Source organism: Cryobacterium sp. TMT1-2-1 (assembly GCF_004403955.1).
Lineage (GTDB): Bacteria > Actinomycetota > Actinomycetes > Actinomycetales > Microbacteriaceae > Cryobacterium > Cryobacterium psychrotolerans.
On sequence record NZ_SOHC01000020.1, the window covers coordinates 153,012 to 173,571 of the forward strand.

20 protein-coding genes are annotated in these 20,560 nt (G+C 68.3%); 13 read left to right on the top strand and 7 right to left on the bottom strand.

The features are described 5' to 3' along the window. Positions 1-34: 34 nt before the first annotated feature. Positions 35-1,732, bottom strand: a complete 1,698-nt coding sequence (gene treS, locus E3T33_RS03125) for a maltose alpha-D-glucosyltransferase (RefSeq protein ID WP_092321953.1) — start codon at positions 1,730-1,732, stop codon at positions 35-37. Between the two features lie 147 nt (positions 1,733-1,879). Here treS and E3T33_RS03130 point away from each other — a divergent pair, with 147 nt between their 5' ends. Further along, positions 1,880-2,779 (top strand): alpha/beta hydrolase, encoded by a 900-nt coding sequence (locus E3T33_RS03130; protein ID WP_092321951.1) that lies wholly within the window; start codon positions 1,880-1,882, stop codon positions 2,777-2,779. After that, positions 2,776-3,849, top strand: a complete 1,074-nt coding sequence (locus tag E3T33_RS03135) for a glycosyltransferase family 1 protein (protein WP_134574716.1) — start codon at positions 2,776-2,778, stop codon at positions 3,847-3,849. Before E3T33_RS03130 ends, E3T33_RS03135 begins: the two co-directional genes overlap by 4 nt. A gap of 18 nt (positions 3,850-3,867) precedes the next feature. Here E3T33_RS03135 and E3T33_RS03140 read toward each other — a convergent pair whose 3' ends face one another. Continuing rightward, on the bottom strand, positions 3,868-4,500 hold the full coding sequence (locus E3T33_RS03140; RefSeq protein ID WP_241977098.1) for a histidine phosphatase family protein: 633 nt from the start codon (positions 4,498-4,500) through the stop codon (positions 3,868-3,870). A gap of 14 nt (positions 4,501-4,514) precedes the next feature. Further along, entirely contained in the window at positions 4,515-5,360 is an 846-nt protein-coding gene (locus tag E3T33_RS03145; RefSeq protein WP_092321948.1) for an NAD-dependent protein deacetylase, read from the bottom strand. A gap of 106 nt (positions 5,361-5,466) precedes the next feature. Between E3T33_RS03145 and E3T33_RS03150 the strand changes: the two genes are divergently transcribed. The 5 genes from E3T33_RS03150 to E3T33_RS03175 all read left to right on the top strand — a co-directional run bounded on the left by E3T33_RS03150 (position 5,467) and on the right by E3T33_RS03175 (position 9,016). Beyond that, positions 5,467-6,270, top strand: coding sequence for an RNA methyltransferase (locus E3T33_RS03150; RefSeq protein WP_092321947.1), 804 nt, complete (start codon positions 5,467-5,469; stop codon positions 6,268-6,270). Between the two features lie 26 nt (positions 6,271-6,296). Beyond that, positions 6,297-7,532, top strand: coding sequence for a D-alanyl-D-alanine carboxypeptidase (locus E3T33_RS03155; protein ID WP_241982806.1), 1,236 nt, complete (start codon positions 6,297-6,299; stop codon positions 7,530-7,532). Positions 7,533-7,955: 423 nt separating this feature from the next. Continuing rightward, positions 7,956-8,357 (top strand): type II toxin-antitoxin system VapC family toxin, encoded by a 402-nt coding sequence (locus tag E3T33_RS03165; RefSeq protein ID WP_092321945.1) that lies wholly within the window; start codon positions 7,956-7,958, stop codon positions 8,355-8,357. A gap of 81 nt (positions 8,358-8,438) precedes the next feature. Next, positions 8,439-8,642, top strand: a complete 204-nt coding sequence (locus E3T33_RS03170) for a ribbon-helix-helix protein, CopG family (protein WP_174775338.1) — start codon at positions 8,439-8,441, stop codon at positions 8,640-8,642. Then, complete coding sequence (locus tag E3T33_RS03175; RefSeq protein ID WP_092321944.1) at positions 8,639-9,016, top strand: type II toxin-antitoxin system death-on-curing family toxin; 378 nt, start codon at positions 8,639-8,641, stop codon at positions 9,014-9,016. The genes E3T33_RS03170 and E3T33_RS03175 overlap by 4 nt, the downstream gene beginning before the upstream one ends. Before the next feature lie 100 nt (positions 9,017-9,116). On the opposite strand, the gene E3T33_RS03180 is transcribed toward E3T33_RS03175, so the two are convergent. Beyond that, positions 9,117-9,392 carry a hypothetical protein gene (locus E3T33_RS03180; protein WP_134574718.1) on the bottom strand — a complete coding sequence of 92 codons (276 nt, stop codon included), beginning with the start codon at positions 9,390-9,392 and terminating at the stop codon, positions 9,117-9,119. 551 nt (positions 9,393-9,943) lie between these two features. Next, a complete protein-coding gene (locus E3T33_RS03185) occupies positions 9,944-10,732 on the bottom strand; it encodes an SGNH/GDSL hydrolase family protein (RefSeq protein ID WP_134574719.1) in 789 nt (262 codons plus the stop codon). Between the two features lie 57 nt (positions 10,733-10,789). Here E3T33_RS03185 and E3T33_RS03190 point away from each other — a divergent pair, with 57 nt between their 5' ends. Then, positions 10,790-12,604, top strand: coding sequence for a DEAD/DEAH box helicase (locus E3T33_RS03190; RefSeq protein WP_241982807.1), 1,815 nt, complete (start codon positions 10,790-10,792; stop codon positions 12,602-12,604). A 357-nt stretch (positions 12,605-12,961) separates the two neighbouring features. On the opposite strand, the gene efeO is transcribed toward E3T33_RS03190, so the two are convergent. Further along, entirely contained in the window at positions 12,962-14,134 is a 1,173-nt protein-coding gene (efeO, locus tag E3T33_RS03195; RefSeq protein ID WP_134574721.1) for an iron uptake system protein EfeO, read from the bottom strand. A gap of 32 nt (positions 14,135-14,166) precedes the next feature. Beyond that, complete coding sequence (gene efeU, locus E3T33_RS03200) at positions 14,167-15,030, bottom strand: iron uptake transporter permease EfeU (protein WP_134574722.1); 864 nt, start codon at positions 15,028-15,030, stop codon at positions 14,167-14,169. 185 nt (positions 15,031-15,215) lie between these two features. Here efeU and E3T33_RS03205 point away from each other — a divergent pair, with 185 nt between their 5' ends. The 5 genes from E3T33_RS03205 (at position 15,216) to E3T33_RS03225 (ending at position 20,511) form a co-directional block, all read left to right on the top strand. Then, positions 15,216-16,151, top strand: coding sequence for a hypothetical protein (locus E3T33_RS03205; protein WP_134574723.1), 936 nt, complete (start codon positions 15,216-15,218; stop codon positions 16,149-16,151). Positions 16,152-16,216: 65 nt separating this feature from the next. Then, a complete protein-coding gene (gene fdxA, locus E3T33_RS15375) occupies positions 16,217-16,540 on the top strand; it encodes a ferredoxin (protein ID WP_092321306.1) in 324 nt (107 codons plus the stop codon). Between the two features lie 7 nt (positions 16,541-16,547). Further along, the gene (gene dapC, locus E3T33_RS03215; protein ID WP_277870622.1) at positions 16,548-17,648 is read left to right on the top strand and encodes a succinyldiaminopimelate transaminase; all 1,101 of its coding nucleotides are present in this window, start codon (positions 16,548-16,550) and stop codon (positions 17,646-17,648) included. A 210-nt stretch (positions 17,649-17,858) separates the two neighbouring features. After that, positions 17,859-19,127, top strand: a complete 1,269-nt coding sequence (locus tag E3T33_RS03220; RefSeq protein WP_092321352.1) for a citrate synthase — start codon at positions 17,859-17,861, stop codon at positions 19,125-19,127. A gap of 142 nt (positions 19,128-19,269) precedes the next feature. Continuing rightward, a complete protein-coding gene (locus E3T33_RS03225; RefSeq protein ID WP_134574724.1) occupies positions 19,270-20,511 on the top strand; it encodes an IS30 family transposase in 1,242 nt (413 codons plus the stop codon). Positions 20,512-20,560: the final 49 nt, after the last annotated feature.

Here is a 20,560-nt window from a genome sequence, read left to right on the forward strand (position 1 = left end):
GCCAGCCACTCCTCGAACGTCACCGTTGCGGCCGCTACCCGCAGTGCAACCAGTAGAAGCTCTGGGCGCCGAGCGTCAGGGTCAGGGATCCGTCGTCGTCGAAGCTCGGGAAGACCGAACCGCCGAAGATGTCGTAGAGCCGGGTGCCGGCCAGGTCGGCGTCGTCGATCTTGAAGGACACCGGGTTGTGAGCGAAGCTGAAGACGCAGAGGACCGTCTCGGCCTGGTCGCCCATCCGCGTGCCCGAGCCCTCGTATTCGCGGGTGAAGGCCAGCACGGACTCGTGGTTGGTGGAGAGCACCCGGATCGCGCCGAGGCCGAACGTCGGGTGCGCCTTCCGCACGTGGATGACGTTGCGGATCCAGTGCAGCAGCGAATTGGACTGGGCCAGGTGGGACTCGACGTTGGTCTGGGTGAAGTTGTACACGAGCGACTGGACGACGGGCAGGTACAGCTTGCCCGGGTCGGCGTCGGAGAAGCCGGCATTGCGGTCCGGGGTCCACTGCATGGGCGTGCGCGAACTGTCCCGGTCGGGCAGCCAGATGTTGTCGCCCATCCCGATCTCGTCGCCGTAGTACAGGAACGGGCTGCCGGGCAGGGCGAAAAGCAGGGCGTGGGCCAGCTCCAGTTCGGCCCGCGAGTTGTCGAGCAGGGGAGCGAGCCGGCGGCGGATACCGATGTTCGCGCGCATCCTGGGGTCGTAGGCGTACCAGCCGTACATGGCCTGGCGGTATTCCTCACTCACCATTTCGAGGGTGAGCTCGTCGTGGTTGCGCAGGAACACCCCCCAGCCGGCGCCGTCCGGGATGTCCGTCGTCTCGGAGAGCACCCGCACGAGCTCGTCCGCCTGCTGCGAGCGCAGGGAATAGAAGATGCGGGGCATGACCGGGAAGTCGAACGCCATGTGGCACTCCGGCTCTTCCTCGGTGCCGAAGAACGCCGCAACCTCGCGCGGCCACTGGTTCGCCTCGGCGATCATGATGCGGCCGGGATAGTCGCGGTCGACAACGGCCCGCAGCCGCTTGATGAACTCGTGCGTGGGCGGCTCGCCCTCGCCGTTGCCGTCCTCCGACTCGTAGAGGTAGGGGATCGCGTCGAGGCGGAATCCGTCGACACCCAGGTCGAGCCAGAACCGCACCACATCGAAGATCGCGTCGTGCACGGCGGGGTTGTCGAAGTTGAGGTCCGGCTGGTGCGAGAAGAAACGATGGAAGAAGAACTGGCGGCGCACCGGGTCGAACGCCCAGTTCGACTCCTCCGTATCGGTGAAGATGATCCGGATGTTCGGGTACTTCTCGTCGGTGTCGCTCCAGACGTAGAAGTCACCGTAGGGGCCGTCCGGGTGCTCCCGGGACTGCTGGAACCAGTCGTGCTGGTCCGAGGTGTGGTTCAGCGGGAGGTCGATGATGATCCGCATGTTGCGCTCGTGCGCCTTGGTGACGAGCTCCTTGAACTCGTCCAGCGTGCCGAACTCCGGCAGGATCGAGCGGTAGTCGGCGACGTCGTAGCCGCCGTCTTTGAGGGGCGAGGTGAAGAACGGCGGGATCCACAGGGCGTCGATGCCCAGCCACTGCAGGTAGTCCAGCTTCGAGATCAGTCCGGACAGGTCGCCGGCCCCGTCGGCGTTGCTGTCCACGAATGAGCGGACCATGACCTCGTAGAAGACCGAACGCCGGTACCAACGTGGGTCGAGGGTGAGTCCGGGAAGCTGGATCGGTGCGGTGAAGCTCACGGAGTTCCTTCCGGCCCGCGTCAGGGGCTGTGTGGCCGTCTTGATGTGCGGGGGGAGTCGTGGGGTGCAGGGGGACGTCACGAGTCTAGGTTGAGCGACACGGCATCTGTCCAGTTCGGCGCCACACTCCCGCCTAAACTTGGGCTGATGATCGTTCCTTCGCCCTACGACGAATCCCTGGCTCGCATTCCCACGCGCTCCCACACGCTGTCGGTGCTGGGCAGCAAGACGCGGTACTGGGAGTATGGCGACCCCGCTGCCCCGACGACGATTCTGATGGTGCACGGTTTCCGCGGCGACCACCACGGCCTCGAGCCCGTCGTCGCCCAACTCTCTGGATTCCGGATCATCTCGCCCGACCTGCCCGGATTCGGCGAGTCCGAGCCCCTGCACGGCCTGCGACACGACATCGCCGGTTACTCACGGTGGCTCCGGGACTTCCTGGCCGCCCTGGCGCCGACCGGCCGGGTCGTGATCCTCGGCCACTCCTTCGGTTCCATCGTCGCGGCCGCCGCCCTGGCCGACGGCTTGCCCGCCGACGACGTCGTCCTGGTGAACCCGATCGCCTCCCCGGCGCTGTCCGGGCCTCGCGGCATCCTGACCCGGCTGGCGGTCTTCTACTACTGGGCCGCCGCCAGGCTGCCTGAGCGGCTCGGTTTCGCCCTGCTGCGCAATCGCGTGATCGTGCGGGTGATGAGCGTGACCATGGCCAAGACGCAGGACCGCGAACTGCGCCGCTGGATCCACGACCAGCACGACCGGTACTTCTCGGCGTTCGCCGACCGCAGGGTCGTGCTGGAGGCCTTCACGGCCTCGGTGAGCAGCGACGTGAGCGAATTCGCGTCGAAGATCCCGGAGCGCACCCTGCTCATCGCGGCCGAGAAGGACGACATCACCCCCGTCGCGGCCCAGCACCGGCTGCAGAAGCTGTTCCCGGATGCAGCCCTCCACGTCATCCCGAACGTCGGTCATCTCATCCACTACGAAATGCCCGTCAACGCCGCCGACGAACTGCGCGGCTTCCTGTTCGAGGCGAGGCCCGCATGAGGATCGCGTTCGACTGCCGCTACACCCGCCTGGACCGTCACGACGGTGTCAGCCGTTACACCGCGGGCCTCGTCACCGAACTCGGCAGGCTGCACCCGGTCACGATGCTGATCAGCGACCATCGCCAGCTGGCCATGCTGCCTGACCTGCCCTGGCAACTCGTCAGCTCGCCGACCAGCATCCGAGAGCCGTTCGTCGCGCTCACGGTCAACGGTCTCCGCCCCGACGTCGTGTTCAGCCCCATGCAGACAATGGGCTCGTGGGGCCGCAAATACCGCCTGCTGCTCACCGTGCACGACCTGATCTACTACCGCAACCGCACCCCGCCGCGTGACTTCACGTGGCCGATCCGGCTGCTCTGGCGGCTGTACCACCTGTCCTGGTGGCCGCAGCGGATGCTGCTCAACCGAGCCGACGGCGTGGTCACCGTCTCGGAGACGACCAGGGCCCTCATCGCCGAACACCGGCTGACCGACCGGCCGGTGACCGTGATCCACAATGCCGCGGATGCCGTTCCCGGGCCGCCCGTCGACCGCAGCGCCCCGGAGAGCGCGCGCCTCGTCTACATGGGTTCGTTCATGCCGTACAAGAACGTCGACACGCTCGTGCGTGCCGTCGCGGGCCTGCCCGGGCACGAGCTGCACCTGATGAGCCGGGTGAGCCCGGCCGAGCGTGCCCGGCTGTCCGGGCTTGCCCCGCAGGCGACACTCGTCTTCCACGACGGCGCGAGCGACGAGGAGTACTTCTCGGTGCTCCGCTCCGCCACCGCGCTCGTCACGGCCTCGCTCGACGAGGGCTTCGGCATCCCACTGGTCGAGGCCATGAGCCTCGGCATCCCGGTCGTCGTCAGCGACATCCCGATCTTCCGGGAAATCGGCGGTGACGCGGCGCTCTACTTCGACCCGAACAGCGCCGACGCGCTGATGGATGCCCTGGCGCAGCTGGAACGTCCGGGGGAGTGGGCGGCCAGGTCGAAGGAGTCGAGCCGCCAGGCGGCCAGGTTCACCTGGCGGGAGTCGGCCCGGAAGCTGCTCGAGGTGCTCGAGGACACGCAGCCCCGCACGTCCTAGCGGCGCGTCCGGCTGCGGTCAGCGGATAACGGGGAAGATCTCGCCCGGCGAGCGAACCGAGGCGTCGAAGTGGACGAGCACGAGTTCGCCGTCCTCCCAGACGAAGTCGTGCACAGAGCCGTTGGCAATCAGTTCGTCGTGCCGGGGGCGCTCCCCGCCCGTTGTGTGGCGGATCAGCGTGCCGATGATGCCGCCGTGGCTGACCGCGAGCACCGATTTGCCGGCGTGGGTCGCCGCGACCCGGGCCAGCGAGGGCAGCACCCGGTCCAGCACGTCCTGGCGCGACTCGAGGCCCGGAACGAGCACGCCGTCGGGGAACCGCGCCTGGCGCTCGGTGAAGGTGAGCCCTTCGATCTCTCCGTGGTGGCGCTCCGTGAGCTCGGCAACGATCTCCGGGCTCGGCAGGTCGAGTTCACCGGCGATGATGCGAGCGGTCTCGTGCGCCCGCATCAGGGGGCTGGCCACAACCACGTCCCAGCGCCTCTCCCGCAGAAGGATGCCCGCCTCGGCGGCCTGGGCGCGTCCGGCCGAGTTGAGCGGGATATCCGTGCTGCCCTGGATGCGCCGGTGCAGGTTCCACTCGGTCTGGCCGTGGCGCACGATCGAAATCCGGGTCATGGTCAGGATGCCGTCCTTGATGTCGTTGGTCACGGTCGGGCCCTTAGTCAGGCGAGACGGGCCGCCAGCCCGGCGAGCGCCTCCGAGGTTCCCGCCTCCAGCTTAACCAGCGCGCGGCCGTCGCCCTTGGTGACGCCGCGATTGATCACCACGATCGGAAGCCTGCGTCGCCTCGCCTGCTCGAGCAGCCGGATGCCCGAATTCACGGCCAGGGACGAGCCCGCCACGATGAGCGCGTCGGCGGCTTGCACGAGAGCGGAGGCCTCGGTGAACCTCTCGGTGGGCACGAGTTCGCCGAAGAACACCACGTTCGGTTTCAGCATCCCGCCGCACACGGTGCAGGCCGGGACGGAGAATCCGTCGATGTCCGACACCTCCGCGTCGCCGTCCGGATTGATGCGGACGGCCTCGGGCGAGCCGAGCTCGGGGTTGGCCGCTTCGAGCCGTGCCGCGACGCTGTCGCGTCCGAACGCCTGGCCGCAGGACAGGCAGACGACCCGGTCCATCGATCCGTGCAGGTCCACGACATGGCGCGACCCCGCCCGGGTGTGCAGGCCGTCGACGTTCTGGGTGATGACGCCCGAGATGATGCCGCTCGCCTCGAGCCGCACGAGCGAGCGGTGGCCCAGGTTCGGTTCGGCGGCCCGGAAGCGTCGCCAGCCCAGGTGACTGCCGGCCCAGTAGCGCTTCCGCGCCCGCTCATCGCCGACAAAGGTCTGGAAGGTCATCGGGGAGCGTTTCGGGGCGCCGTTCCCGCGGTAGTCGGGGATGCCGGAATCCGTGCTCAGGCCGGCGCCAGTGAGCACCGCCACGAGGCGCCCGCGCAGGATCTCGGACACGGCGTCGAGCGCCTCCTCGGCCACAGCCGCGGCCTGCAGGGTCTCGATGCTCATGGTGCTCCATCCTCGCCTGTACCGAGTCTAAACTCGCCGCTTTACGACTTTGTTACGCGAAGCTGGCAGTCTGGATGGGACACCACCTCGAACAGAAGGCAGTACCGTGCGGATCGTTCCCATTGCAGACCTCGACCTGCCCGGCCTGGCCGACTACTCACGGCTGACGGATGTCGCGCTGCGCCGGGTCTCCGAACCGGCCGGCGGACTGTACATCGCCGAGTCGAGCAAGGTCATCACCCGCGCCCTCGCCGCCGGCCACCGTCCGCGCTCCCTGCTCGTGCAGGAACAGTGGCTGCCCGACGTGGCTCCGCTCCTGGCCGACTGGCCCGATGTGCCCGTCTACGTCGGCGCGCCGTACCTGCTGGAGAAGCTGACCGGGTACAACCTGCACCGGGGCGCCCTGGCCGCCATGCACCGGCCCGCGCTTGCCCCGGCGGCCGAGCTGATCCGGGATGCCCGGCGCATCGTGATCCTCGAGGACATCGTCGACCACACGAACGTGGGAGCCATCTTCCGGGCCGTCGCGGGGCTCGGCGCCGACGCCGTGCTGATCACGCCGCGCTGCGCCGACCCGCTCTACCGCCGGAGCGTGCGGGTCAGCATGGGCACCGTGCTCCAGGTGCCGTGGACCCGGCTGCCGGAATGGGACGAGGCCGCGCCGCTGCTCCGGAACGCGGGATTCCACCTCGCCGCGCTGGCGCTGGCCGACGACGCCGTGACCCTCGACCGCTTCGCTGCCGCGCCGCCGGAGCGCCTCGCCCTCATCCTCGGCACCGAGGGCGACGGGCTGAGCACCAGGGCCCTCGCCGCGGCGGACACCGTCGTCACGATCCCGATGCTGCACGGGGTGGATTCGCTCAATGTCGCCTCCGCCAGCGCCGTTGCCCTGTGGGCGCTGCGCGGGTAGCAGGCGGCGAACGATAGAATCGCATAATGCCGCTGACCCGACGCCAGATCTTCCGCCGGCGCCGGATCGCCTTCTTCGGCGCTCTGGCCGTTGTCCTGACGCTTGTCGGGTACCTCGCCACCACCGGGTTTGCCCCCGTGCCCGAGGAAGCCGCCGCGCTCACCCAGCCCGCCGCGCTGACCCAGGCCGCCGCGCAGCCCGACTGGCCCGGCTTCGGTTCGAGCGCCTTCGGAGCCGTCGGCTTCCCCGGGGTCCTGGGATCCTCCGGCGCCACGGAATCCATGCCGATCGCCAGCGTCACGAAGACCGTGACCGCGCTCGTCGTGCTCGACGCCAAGCCGCTCACCGGCAACGAGCCCGGCCCGGACATCACCTTCACCGACGCCGACGTGGAGATCTACTATGACGTCATGGCCGAGAACGGCTCGGTCGCCCCAGTCGTTGCCGGCATGGTCCTCAGCGAGCGCCAGGCCCTCGAGGCCACGATGCTGCCGTCGGCCAACAACTACGCCCTCTCCCTCGCCGTCTGGGCCTACGGCTCCCTCGACGCCTACCTGGCCGCCGCACAGGACTGGCTGGCGAAGAACGGCCTGGACGACACGGCGGTGGCCGACACGAGCGGCCTGTCGACGTCCAGCCGGAGCACCCCGGCCGACCTCGTCAAGATCGGCAAGCTGGCCGTCGCCCACCCGGCGCTGGCCGGGATCGTGGCAGAGCCGAGCGCAAAACTCCCCGTCATCGGCGCCGTCAAGAACACGAACAAACTGCTCGGCCGCTTCGGTGTCGACGGGATCAAGACGGGCACGACCGACGAGGCCGGCGCCTGCCTGCTCTTCTCCACCGACCTGAAGGTCGGCGGCCGCACGGTGACCCTGGTCGGCGTCGTGCTCGGCGGCGCCAACCACACAGACGTGAACCGGGCCGTCGCCGACCTGATCACCACCGCGAAGGCCGGGTTCCGTGAGGTCACGCTGACCGAGAAGGGCACGGCCTACGGCACCTACGCCACCGCCTGGGGCCAGGAGAGCAGCGCCGTCGCCTCCCGGGCGGCATCCGCCCTGGTCTGGTCGGACACGCCGATATCCGGCGCCGCGACCGCTCGCGCGCTCACCCTCGGCGGCAAAAAGGACACCGTCGGCGCCGTCGAGTTCCTGGTCGGCGACAAGACCGTCAGCGTGCCGCTCGTGCTCGACCGCACGATCAGCGACCCGGGACCGGCCTGGCGTTTCTCGCATCCCGGCGAGTTGAACGCCGACGGTTAGGCGCGCGGCGCGGACCCCGCGCCCCGGCGGATGAAGTCCGCCACCAGCTTGCCGATGAGCACCGCGTGCTCCACCTCGCCCCGGCGGCCGTCGACCTGTCCCGTGCCGTTGCGGGCAACCGGGCTCCCCTCTCCAGGCTCATGCCCCGCCTGGCATCCGTGGGAGTGCGGGCCGTATCGGCGTCCTGCTCGCCGACCGGCTGCTCGAACTGGGCCTGGCCGACCCCCTGGATCCGCGATCTCGCTCGTCGCCGCCGCGCGGATCACGCGCAGCTCGGCCGCAGCCGCAACCCTGCTCGCACCGGCACCTCGCTGGCGGTGCAGGGCGTGTCGGCGGCCCTCTCGCAGGCCGGGGCGCTCCTGTTGCGCCATTGGTGGCCGCTGACCTTCGTCGGCTGCCTGTTTTCCCGCGTAAAGTTCCGACATGACCCGTTACGTGATCGACGCGCCTACGCTCCTGCACATCGTCGCTAATGGCATCCAGCCCAGCCCCGAGCATCAGATCGTCGCCCCGAACCTCATCCGCTCGCAGGCGCTATCGCTGCTATTCGAGGCAGTACTCAACGGTGACCTCACCGAGGATCTGGCACTTCAGCACCACCGCCGCCTGACCGAACTAAAGATTAGGTTGCTCGGTGACCGGGTGTCACACCGGACTGCTTGGAGGATCGCACGCGAGCAGGGTTGGGAGACAACGTACGACGCGGAATACCTCGCCGTCACCGAGCTTCAGGCCGACGCCCTGGTCACAGTCGACCCCGGGCTGGCAATGAGAGCCAAAGGTGTCGTGCCGCTCGCAAATCTCGACGCGCTAACCGCAAGCTGACGTCAATGAGCGTCCTCATCCTCAAGGGGAACCCGCATCGGACCCTACGGACAACGGTGTCACTGGTGATACCATGTGTCCATGCCCATGACCCTTCGCTTGACTGATGCTGAGGCGGACGCCCTGCGTCGCCGAGCCGAATACGAGAGACGGTCCATGCAGGACGTCGCCAAGCAGGCGGTGCGTGAATACGTCGAGAACCACAGTCGCCAGGACCTCCTGAGCAGTGTCCTTGACGAGGAGCTCCCGCGCTACGCCGAAGCGCTTGAACGTCTCGGAAAGTGATCTATCTCACCTACACGGATCTCCTCTACGTCGGGCAGCGAGCCCTCGGGGGAGACATGCCGGTCCGGGACCAGGGATTGCTTGAGTCGGCGCTGGCCCGTCCGCGCGCGAGCGCGTTCGGAAGGGACGCCTACGGGAGTCTCAATGAGAAGGCCGCGGCGCTGACGCATTCCTTGGCCCGCAATCACGGCTTGATTGACGGTAACAAGCGGCTGAGTCTCGCTGCGCTAATCGCCTTCCTCGGTATGAACGGACGACGGTTGACATGGTCCAATGATGATGCCTACGGATTCATCATGGATGTTGCTTCCGGGCGCCTTGATGACGTTTCCGATATCGCTGACCGAATTGCGCTAGGCAGCGAAGGGCGCTGAGGCGCCGTGGCCGCCTCGATTGCGAACCTGCGGTTCAGCTTCAACTTCCCGAGCATCATCTCCAAGCCCATCCAAGGGTGCACCGTGGTGCACAGGAGTTCTAGATGTCTGCGCCGGCTTTCCCAGGCGCCGCGTCGTCCATGCGACTCTCGGCCACGTCCTCTTCGGGCACCACAGACTCGAGGACTTGGAGCGTGAGGCGGGGATCGTTCAGGTTCTCGATGGCGGCGATGAGGGTGGATGCTGAGCTGTATTCGGGAGAGACCTGCATCAGGACGCGGTTGGTTACGGGATCATACCCGCCGCCGATTCCTGTTGTGCTCGCCGCCATCGGTCGTCCAGGCACCATCAGGGTTCTTGACCAGCTCACCTTCATTGAGGAAGAGCTTCAAGTTCGGAGAGACTCCCGTGCTGAAATCGGTGAGGGTCGCCCAGACCGTGCCATCGCTGCGACCTGCGATCTCGATGGACCCGACTGTCTCGGTCCATTGAGACACGAAACGCCCGGAAAGTGGAAGCTGCCGCTCGAATCAGCTCATCCCGGCGGAATCGTTCTGGCTCGCCTCCGCCGTCGGAGACGTTGATGGCGTTGGCGTTGGCGTTGGCTTTGGCTTTGGCTTTGAGGTCGACGTTTGAGCCTGAGAGTCAACGCTCGGATTCAGGGGTGCTGCCGCAGCCGCTGGAACAGAGCACGATCACCCCAGCCAGCACTAATGCCGATGTCTGATGTAGATCGAATCGCATGCGCTCGAACCTACCGGTCAGGCACCCTTGCTGGCGCATCCGGATATGCAGAGTTCCACAGATGTGCGTGCGACATCGCCCCTTCCTACCAGGCAACCGTGACGCTTCATCAGAGTCGATCCATGCCGCACCGGCGTCGAACGCCGAGGGGCAGTTCGGGTCAGGGGGGATTGGGAGGTCAGGTCACGGCTGGAGCCGGCCGAACGGCGCCGCTTCGGGACGTTTGGGCAGCACGTGGTCGCCCGATGACTGGTGCCGCACCCGCCGGAGCACCCACGGGACGAGGTATTCCCGCGCCCAGGCGAGGTCTTCCGTCCTGGCCCGGCGCCAGGTGGTGCCCGGCATCGGCTCCGGCCGCTGCGGCTCCAGCGCGTTGGGCACGTTGAGGGAGGAAAGCACCATGCGCGCGACCGTGTGGTGGCCGAGCGCGTTCAGGTGCAACCGGTCCGGCGCCCACATCCGCACATCCCGGATCTCGGTGAGTCCCCAGAGGTCGGCGACGACGCAGTCGTACCGGGCCGCGATCGCACGCATGTTCTCGGTGTAGATGGCCACCTTCCCCCGCAGGTGCCGGAGCACGGGGGAGAAGCCGACGTCGACCCCGGTGAACAGCACGACCTGCGCGCCGTCCCTGGTGAGGCGCCGTACCGCCAGCTCGCACCGCGCGGCGATGAGGTCCGGGTCGGTGCCCAGGCGGATCACGTCGTTGCCGCCGGCCGACAGGGTGACGAGGTCCGGTCGCAGGGCGAGGGCGGGCTCGACCTGTTCGGCGACGATTTCCCTGATCAGCTTCCCACGCACGGCGAGATTCGCGTAGGCGAGGTCGTCTGTGCCCTGACGGAGGACCTCGGCCACCCGGTCGGCCCAGCCCCGGTGCCCGCCGGGACTGGCCGGCTCCGGGTCGCCGATGCCTTCCGTGAAGGAGTCACCGAGAGCCACGTAGCGCGACCAGGGATGCTGCTGCTGGGACATGGCTCGGGTTTCCCTTCCGTGCGAAAGTGTCGGTCCGACTTGATAGGTTCTTATGAAGTGAATACTCCACCTGTTTTCGGTCCTGCGCAGGGAACGAGTGCAGCCGAGCACCTGTCGCCCTCATTTCCGGAACGCGCTGCGTGGGGTACGGCCAGCAAACTCCGCGCCTGGCAGGCGGAGGCCCTCGAGGCGTACTTCCTGCACGAGCCCCGTGACTTCCTCGCCGCGGCCACACCGGGCGCCGGCAAGACCACGTTCGCCCTGCGGCTGGCCGCGGAGCTGCGTGCCCGGCGGGTGATCGACCGGATCACCGTGGTCGCCCCGACCGAGCACCTCAAGCGCCAGTGGGCCGACGCCGCGGCCCGCGCCGGGATCCGGCTGGACCCCATGTTCAAGAACGCGAACGGGCGGTACGGCAACCACTACCACGGCGTTGCCGTGACCTACGCGCAGGTGGCGAGTCGGGCCGCCCTGCACCGGGAACTGACCCAGTCCAGCCGCACGCTCGTGATCCTCGACGAGGTGCACCACGGCGGTGACGCTCTCAGCTGGGGCGACGCCATCCGCGAGGCGTTCGAACCGGCGACGCGGCGCCTGTCGCTGACCGGTACTCCGTTCCGGTCGGACACCTCACCGATCCCGTTCGTGAGCTATCTGCCCGACAAGCACGGCATCCGGCTGTCCCAGAGCGATTACAACTACGGCTACGGGCGCGCCCTCGAAGACGGTGTCGTGCGCCCGGTGATGTTCATGGTCTACGCCGGGCACATGAAGTGGCGCACGCGGGCCGGCGACGAGATGGAGGCCAAACTCGGCGAGGGCAACACCAAGGACATCACCTCCCAGGCCTGGCGCACGGCGCTCGAGCCCACCGGGCAGTGGATCCCGGCCGTGCTCCGGGCGGCCGACATCCGCCTCACCGAGGTGCGGCACGGCATCCCGGATGCCGGCGGGCTCGTCATCGCGACCGACCAGACCACCGCGCGGGCATACGCGGCCACCCTCGAGGAGATCTCCGGCGAGAAGGTGACGGTCGTGCTCTCCGACGAGAAGGAGTCGAGCGACCGGATCGACGAGTTCTCGCACAACACCAGCCGCTGGATGGTCGCGGTGCGGATGGTGTCCGAGGGCGTCGACGTTCCGCGCCTGGCCGTGGGGGTCTACGCGACCAGTGCCTCCACCCCGCTGTTCTTCGCGCAGGCGATCGGCCGGTTCGTGCGCGCCCGGCGCCGCGGCGAGACCGCGTCGATCTTCCTGCCGAACGTTCCCGGCCTGCTGAGCCTGGCCAACGCCCTCGAACTGGAGCGGGACCACGCCCTCGACCGCAGCAACCGCGACGACGGCGATGACGGGATGTTCAACCCCGAAGACGCCATGGTGGCCGCGGCCAACACGCAGGAGCAGGCCTCGGACGACCTCGGCGAGGAGTTCACCTGGCAGGCCATCGACTCCCAGGCGACCTTCGACATGGTCATGTTCAACGGCGACGAGTTCGGCGCGCTGGCCGAACCCGGCACCGACGAGGAATTCGATTTCATCGGCATCCCCGGGCTGCTGGAGCCCGAGCAGGTCTCCGAGCTGCTGCGCCAGCGGCAGCACCGGCAGTCCAGGCGCTCCACCGACCGGCGGAAGGACCCCGTCACCGGCGAGATCGCCCCGGAAGAGCCGCCGCCGCTCTACCGCACGCTCAAGGAGCAGCGCACGCTGCTGGCGAGCCTGGTGGGCATGTGGTCGAAGATGGCCGACGAGCCGCACGGCATGGTGCACGCCGAACTTCGCCGCGAGTGCGGCGGCCCGGCCGTCGCCCAGGCCAGCGTCACCCAGCTGCAGAAGCGGATCGACCTGCTCCGTCGCCGTCTCGGCCGGAGCTGACCCTCACCCTCGCCGCCCTCGCCGAAGCGTCCCCCGATCCGTCGCCGAACAGTGAGTTCGGCACCTTCGTTGGGCGGCAAAGTCATAGGGTCAAAGCAACGCTCTGATTGGTGGAGCGTTTTATGGTCAAGTTGTTTCCGCAGGCTGCTCGTGATGAGTTCGTTGACTTGGTGTGCGCGGGGGTGGGTTTGCGAGAAGCGGGCGCCAGTGTGGGCGCGTCGGTCAACACGGCGACGGTGTGGTGGCGGCAGTCTGTCGGAATGCCTCTTCGACATGCCCGGTCACGCCTCAAGATCGCTCCTGATGCCTCGGAGCACGTCCCGGACGAGTGGCCCGCCGTCGAGCAGGGNGCGTCGGTCACGAGATGACGAGTGCCGCGGTGAGCCGGTTGAGCGGCTCGCCGAGCGCGTTGACCTGGTCGGCGAGGGCGCGGATGTCGGCGGCGGAGAGCTCGGTGTACGCCGCGAAGCCGTCACCGACCCGGTGCTCGTCGAGGAGCGCCTGGAGAGCGGCGAACTCCGTGTCGAGCTGCCGCGCGAGCTTCCGGTCCTTCTCCAGCAGGATGTCGCGCACTCCCGCGTAGAGCACCTTCGCGCCGTCGACGTTGGCCTGGAAGTCCCAGAGGTCGGTGTGCGACCAGAACTCCTCTTCGCCGGTGACCTTGCCGGAGGCGACCTCCTCGAGCAGCCCGATCGCGCCGTTCGTCTGCTGGGACAGGGTGAAGCTCAGGTCCGCCACCTCGCCCTTGAGGGTCTGCGTGTCGGAGACGAGCAGCTTCGCCAGGTGCGCGCGCTTCTCGTCGCCGTAGGCCCGGAAGCCGGCCTCGGCTTCGGCGGGCCAGAGGTCCTTCTCGATGGCGTGCCAGCCGGTCCACTCCTGGCCTTCCTCGAGGTCGGCTTCGCGCAGGTCGAGCTTCGGGTCGAGGTCGCCGAAGGACTCGGCGATGGTTTCCACGCGTTCCCAGTGGGCGCGGGTCGGCGCGTAGAGGCTGCGCGCGAGGTCGTCGTCCCCGGCGACATACGCGGCGGCGAAGGCGTCGGTGCCGGTGGCGAGCTCGGCTACCTCGTTCCGGACGTAGCCGGCGTACCCGGAGTTGGCCGTTTCGATCCGCGCGGCGAGGTCGGCGTCGACCTCGCCGGCAGCGCCCGATTCCGTCACGGTGAAGGGCGCCTTGCCGACGCCGTCGCCGGTCATGCCCGGCTTGCAGGCCGTGAAGTATTTACCGGGCTCGAGTTCCACGACCAGGTCGCGGCTGAGGCCCGGGCCGATGTTCTCGGCCTCGCCGACGATCCTCAGGCCGTCGTGGCCGAGCAGGTAGAACTCGGTGACCTTGTCGCCGGAGTTCGTCACTCGGAAACGCACCGTGCCGGCCGGGGCCTCGGCCGCCGACACCGCGCACTCGGAGGCGCTGCTGTCGACGGTCAGCGTGGCGTGGGTGGCATCCGGGCCGCTCTCGTTCGCGACGCAGCCGGTGAGGGCCAGGAGCACGGCGGAACAGACAGCGGCGGGCAGGGCGAGGCGGGAGCGCATGGGAGTCCTTTGGTAGCCGGGAAAGAGAGGGTTCAGCGGGCGGCGACGACGGCGCGACCGGCGCCATCCGGGCGGGCTGCGGCCGGGCGTGGCCGGCCCTGCCGGCTCTTCAGGATGAACAGGGTCATCGTCGGCACGAGATAGGCCAGCCAGGCCGCAAGCTCGAGCCACGTGGTGGCGGGGGAGAAGTTCAGCGTGCCCTTGAGCAGGGTGCCGTACCAGCTGTCGGGCGGGATGGCGGCGCTCACATCGAAGGCGAGGCTGTGCAGGCCCGGCAGGATGCCCGCCTCCTGCAGGTCGTGCACGCCGTAGGAGAGCACGCCCGCGGCGACAACGATCAGGATGCCGCCGGTCCAGGCGAAGAACTTCGCCAGGTTGATCCGCAGCATCCCCGCGTAGATCAGAGCGCCGAGGGCGACCGCGGTGAGGATGCCGAGCCCGGCGCCGAGCAGGGGGAGTGTGGTTTCGCCGGTCGCCTGCACGGCGGCCCAGATGAACAGGGCCGTCTCGATGCCCTCCCGGCCCACGGCGAGGAAGGCGACCAGCACGAGGCCCAGCCCGGTTCCCAGGAGATGGCGGTCGATGCTGCCCTGCAGATGGCCCTTGAGGTCACGGGCGGTGCGGAGCATCCAGAACACCATCCAGGTGACCAGGCCGGTGGCGACGATCGACAGCACGCCGCCGATGGTCTCCTGGGCCGCGAAGGACAGGCCGACGGTTCCGAAGGTGAGGACGGCGCCGATGCCGAGGGCCAGAAGCACGGCGAGGCCCACGCCCAGCCAGATGCGGGCCAGCACGTCGCGCCGGTCGATCTTGACGATGTACGCGATCAGGATCGTGACGATGAGGGCGGCTTCGAGACCTTCGCGCAGGCCGATCAGATAGTTTGCGAGCACGGGTCTTCCTGGTTTGTTCCGTCGGGTCGGCCGGCGGCGTGATTCCCGCGGCCGGTTCGGCCGAGGTTGGTAAGGCTAACCTTACTTCCTGATCACTCTAACCGGGGCCGCCGGATGCTGTCCAGTTATGCTTTTGCACGAGGGCGCTTGGCCCGTCACACGCGCACGAAAGCAGTGGGGTCCCGATGGTCATGTCCGGCAGCGAGGAACGCGTGGTCTTCGTGCACGACCGCCCCGGCGACGAAGCGCTGGCGACCGGCGGCACAATCGCCCGGCTCCGCTCCGACGGCGCACCCGTCGTGGTGCTGTTCGGCGCCATGCTGCCGGGGGAGTCGGATGCCGCCCGTGCGGGGCTGGCCGAGCTCGGGGTGACCGAGTGGCAGACGCTGCCCGCGGCATTCGCCGGGCGGGAGGACGCCCTCCGCCGGGCCCTCGCCGAGGCCCGCGCCACCGCGGTGGCGATCGGCTCCACCGACGAGGGGCTGCGGGAGTCCGCGACTCGGGCCGCCGAGGCGATGGGCGTGCCCGTCTTCCTCGCCCGCCGGGTGACGCAGGGGGCCGGCGCGCGCCTGGTCGCCATCGATGTCAGCGACATGCTGGAACGCAAGCGCGGCGCGCTCGCCGCCTACCCGGACCGGTGGACGGTCACCGACGGTGCCGCCGAGCTGCCGGATGGCTCGTTGCTCGCCGTGACCGGCACGGAGACGTTTCTCCGCCACGAGCCCGATGCCCGCGAGGTCCGGGACATCCCGCCCTCCCGGGGCGCCCGCCTGGTCGCCGCAGCGATCGCCCTGCTCCTCGGCGCGGCGTTCGGACTGCTGGGCACGATCGCCCACCAGGGCGTCTTCGTGCTCGGGCCGGTGACGATCCCGATCGGACTGATCCTCGCCCTGCTCGCCGTGTCCGCGCTCCTGGTCGGGCTGCGGCTCGTGTTCGGCGACCGGATGGTCGTGTTTTCCTGCGCCATCGGGATGCTCGGCACGATCTTCCTGCTGTCGCTGCGGAGCACGGGCGGTTCGGTGCTCGTCCCGGCGGGCCTGCCCGGAACGCTCTGGAGCATCGTGCCCGCCCTCGTGGCGACGTTCGTGCTCGCCTGGCCCCATCTCCCGGCCAAACGCTGAACGGTCGCGCACGCGCCGAACCGGCCTAGACTGGATATCCGGCTCCTGAAGGGAATCCGCCCACTGTGACCTACGTCATTGCCTTACCCTGCGTTGACGTGAAAGACCGCGCCTGCGTCGATGAATGCCCGGTCGATTGCATCTACGAGGGCGAACGCTCGCTCTACATCCACCCGGACGAATGTGTCGACTGCGGTGCCTGCGAACCGGTCTGCCCGGTCGAAGCCATCTACTACGAAGACGACCTGCCCGACAAATGGTCCGAGTATTACAAGGCCAACGTGGAGTTCTTCAACGACATCGGTTCTCCGGGCGGCGCGGCGAAGATCGGTGTCATCCCCAAGGACCACCCCGTCATCGCGGTGCTTCCTCCGCAGGTCACGCACTAGTCCTCGCGTGCTGAAACCGCTCCCCGACTACCCGTGGGACCAGATGGTCCCGTTTGCCGCACGGGCGCGCGCTCATGAGGGCGGCATCGTCGACCTCTCGATCGGGTCGCCGGTGGATGCCACGCCCGACGTCATCCGGCAGGCCCTCGCCGGCGCCACCGACGCCCACTCGTACCCCCAGACGGCCGGCACCCCCGAGCTGCAGCGCGCGATCATCGCCTGGTATGAGCGGCGCCGCGGCGTCACCGGCCTGGCCGAGAAGAACGTGCTGCCCACGATCGGCTCGAAGGAGCTCGTCGCCCTGCTCCCGTTCATGCTCGGGCTCGGCGAGGGCGACACCGTGGTGCACCCCCGGGCCGCCTACCCGACCTACGCGATCGGCGCGGCCATGGCCGGAGCCTCGGCCCTGGCCTCCGACGACCCGGCGGAGTGGCCGGCCACGACGAAACTGATCTGGCTGAACAGCCCCGGCAACCCCGACGGGCGCGTCCTCGGGGTCCCGGAGCTCACAGCCGCCGTCGCCCGGGCGCGCGAAATCGACGCCGTCATCGTCAGCGACGAGTGCTACGCCGAGCTCGGCTGGGACGCAGCGTGGGCGACAGAGCGGATCCCGAGCATCCTCGACCCTCGGGTGATCGGGGACAACCGTCACAATGTGCTGGCGATCTACTCGCTGAGCAAGCAGTCCAACATGGCCGGCTACCGCGGAGCCTTCGTGGCGGGGTGCGGCGGCGTGCTGGCCCGCCTCCTGACCGTGCGCAAGCATGCCGGGCTCATGCTCCCCGCCCCGTTGCAGGCGGCCATGGCCGCCGCGCTCGCTGACGACGCGCACGTGGCCGTGCAGAGGGAACGCTACCGGGCGCGCCGGGCCGTGCTGCTGCCGGCCCTGCGCGACGCGGGCTTCCGGATCGACCACAGCGAGGCCGGCCTCTACCTCTGGGCCACCGAGGGCGTCGACGCGTGGGAATCCATCGGCCGTCTGGCCGACCTCGGCATCCTGGCCGGCCCCGGGCCGTTCTACGGCGACTTCTACCCGAGGCACGTGCGCTTCTCGCTCACCGCCACCGACGAACGGATCGCGGCAGCCGCCGATCGGCTCCGTTCCTGACGTTGTGCATTACCGCCATCGAATCCGCCGGAGCTTTGGCGGATGCGACAGTAGGCGGCACGGACGATTAGGCTGTATGCGGTTGACGTTGCCATGCACCAGTGCTCTGCGGCGGACCGCCACAGACCATCAGGCAGCGATCTTCTCGCTGCCATACTTCAAGGAGGCGCCGTGAGCGACGTCGCACGCACCCCATCCGGCGAGCCGAAGATGGCCACCCTCACCTTCCCCGGCGGGAGCGCGGAGTTCCCGATCCTGGAGAGCACCGACGGCGCCGGCAGTATCGATATCTCCACCCTGACCCGGCAAACGGGCCTCACGACGATCGACTCGGGCTTCGTCAACACGGCGTCCACCCGCTCGGCGATCACGTTCATCGATGGTGAGAAGGGGATCCTGCGCTACCGCGGCTACCCGATCGAGCAGATCGCCCAGAAGTCGAGCTTCCTCGAGACCGCGTGGCTGCTCATCTACGGCGAGCTGCCCAGCGCGAGCGAACTCGAGGAGTTCGACACCCGCATCCGCCGCCACACGCTGCTGCACGAGGACCTGCGCCGCTTCTTCGACGCGCTGCCCACGAACGCGCACCCCATGTCGGTGCTCTCGTCCGGCGTCTCGGCGCTGTCGACGTACTACCAGGACTCGCTCAGCCCGAAGGATCCGGCCCAGGTCGAGATCTCGACAATCCGCCTGCTCGCCAAGCTGCCGGTGATGGCCGCGTACGCGCACAAGAAGAGCATCGGCCAGGCCTTCCTCTACCCGGACAACTCGCTGAGCTTCGTCGACAACTTCCTCAAACTCAACTTCGGCACGCTGGCCGAGCCGTACGAGGTCAACCCCGTCGTGAGCCGGGCGCTCGAACGCCTGCTGATGCTGCACGAGGACCACGAGCAGAACGCCTCCACCTCCACCGTTCGCCTGGTCGGGTCGACCGAGGCGAACCTGTTCGCGTCGGTGTCCGCCGGGATCAACGCCCTCTTCGGCCCGCTGCACGGCGGCGCGAACGAGGCCGTCCTCAAGATGCTCGGCGAGATCCAGTCCTCGGGCGAAGGCGTCGAGAAGTACGTCGAACGGGTGAAGAACAAGGAGCACGGCGTGCGCCTGATGGGCTTCGGCCACCGGGTGTACAAGAACTACGACCCGCGCGCGACGCTGGTCAAGGAGAGCGCCCACGAGGTGCTCGCCGCCCTCGGCGTCAAGGACGACCTGCTCGACATCGCCCAGGAACTCGAGCACATCGCGCTGAACGACGACTACTTCCAGGAGCGCAAGCTCTACCCCAACGTCGACTTCTACACCGGCGTCATCTACAAGGCGATGGGCTTCCCGACCCGGATGTTCACGGTGCTGTTCGCCATCGGCCGGCTGCCCGGCTGGGTGGCACACTGGCGCGAGATGAACGAAGACCCGGCGACGAAGATCGGCCGCCCGCAGCAGCTCTACATCGGCTCTCCGGCCCGCGACTTCCCCACCCGCTAGCCCTTCCGCCCGCTGACCCCCGTCCGCTGACCCCCGCCCGCCTTTTCCGCTCCATCCCGATCCGCCGAACTGTGAGTTTGGCACCTTCGTGGGGCGGCAAAGTCATAGGGTCAAAGCAACGCTCTGATTGATGGAGCGTTTTATGGTCAAGTTGTTTCCGCAGGCTGCTCGTGATGAGTTCGTTGACTTGGTGTGCGCGGGGGTGGGTTTGCGAGAAGCGGGCGCCAGTGTGGGCGCGTCGGTCAACACGGCGACGGTGTGGTGGCGGGAGTCTGTCGGAATGCCTCTTCGACATGCCCGGTCACGCCTCAAGATCGCTCCTGATGCCTCGGAGCACGTCCCGGACGAGTGGCCCGCCGTCGAGCAGGGTGGGGTCCCTCGGCGGTATCGGTCGTTGACCAAATTCGAGCGGGGGATGATCCAGATCGGTCATCGGAACGGGATGACGTATGCCGATATCGGGAAGGCGCTCGGCCGGAACAAGTCCGTGGTCTGGCGGGAGGTCCACCGCAACAAGGGCCCGGACGGGCTGTACTACGCATCGGCGGCGCACGATAAAGCCGAGGACAGAACGCGCCGGCCGAAGCCGTTGAAACTGGTCGACAACGAGGCGCTTTGCGGGCTGATCGCGGTCTGGATGGATGACGGGTGGAGCCCGAAACTGATCTCGAGAATGTTGGCACGCTACTGCCCAGAGGATCAGACTATGCAGGTGAGCCACGAGACGATCTACCAGGCGCTGTATGTCCAAACCCGCGGAGAACTGCGGGCGGATCTGGCTGAGAAACTCAGCCTGCGGCGCAAGAAGCGTGTTCCACAGACGCGGGACCGCAAGGAGAACAGCCCCTACAAGGACGCGTTCAAGATCAGTGACCGGCCGGCCGAGGTGGCGGACCGGGCCGTCCCGGGGCATTGGGAAGGGGACCTCATCATTGGTTGTGATGGGACCGCTATCGGCACCCTCGTCGAGCGCTCGACGCGGTTTGTGATCCTGCTCCATCTGGACGGCGATCACACTGCGGAAACGGTCGCTGCCGCGATGATCCGCGAGATGGGCGACCTCCCGGGTCACCTGCGGCGCTCCATCACCTGGGACCGCGGCACCGAGCTCGCCGACTACGCCCGCATCCAGGTCGCCCTGGACACGAAACTCTTCTTCTGCGACCCGCGCTCGCCCTGGCAGCGCGGCAGCAACGAGAACACCAACCGGCTCCTGCGGTTCTGGTTCGAGAAGGGCTCGAACCTCTCAGCCCACAGCGCCGACGATCTCCGCCGAGTCGCTGCGACCCTCAACCGGCGTCCCCGACCGACCCTCGACCTCGACACCCCAGCCACCCGGCTGAACCAGCTGCTCAAGGCAGCTGAAACCACCCGCGTTGCCTAGACCGCTTGACTTTGCCGGCCCGGGAAGGTGCCAAACTCACAGTTCGGCG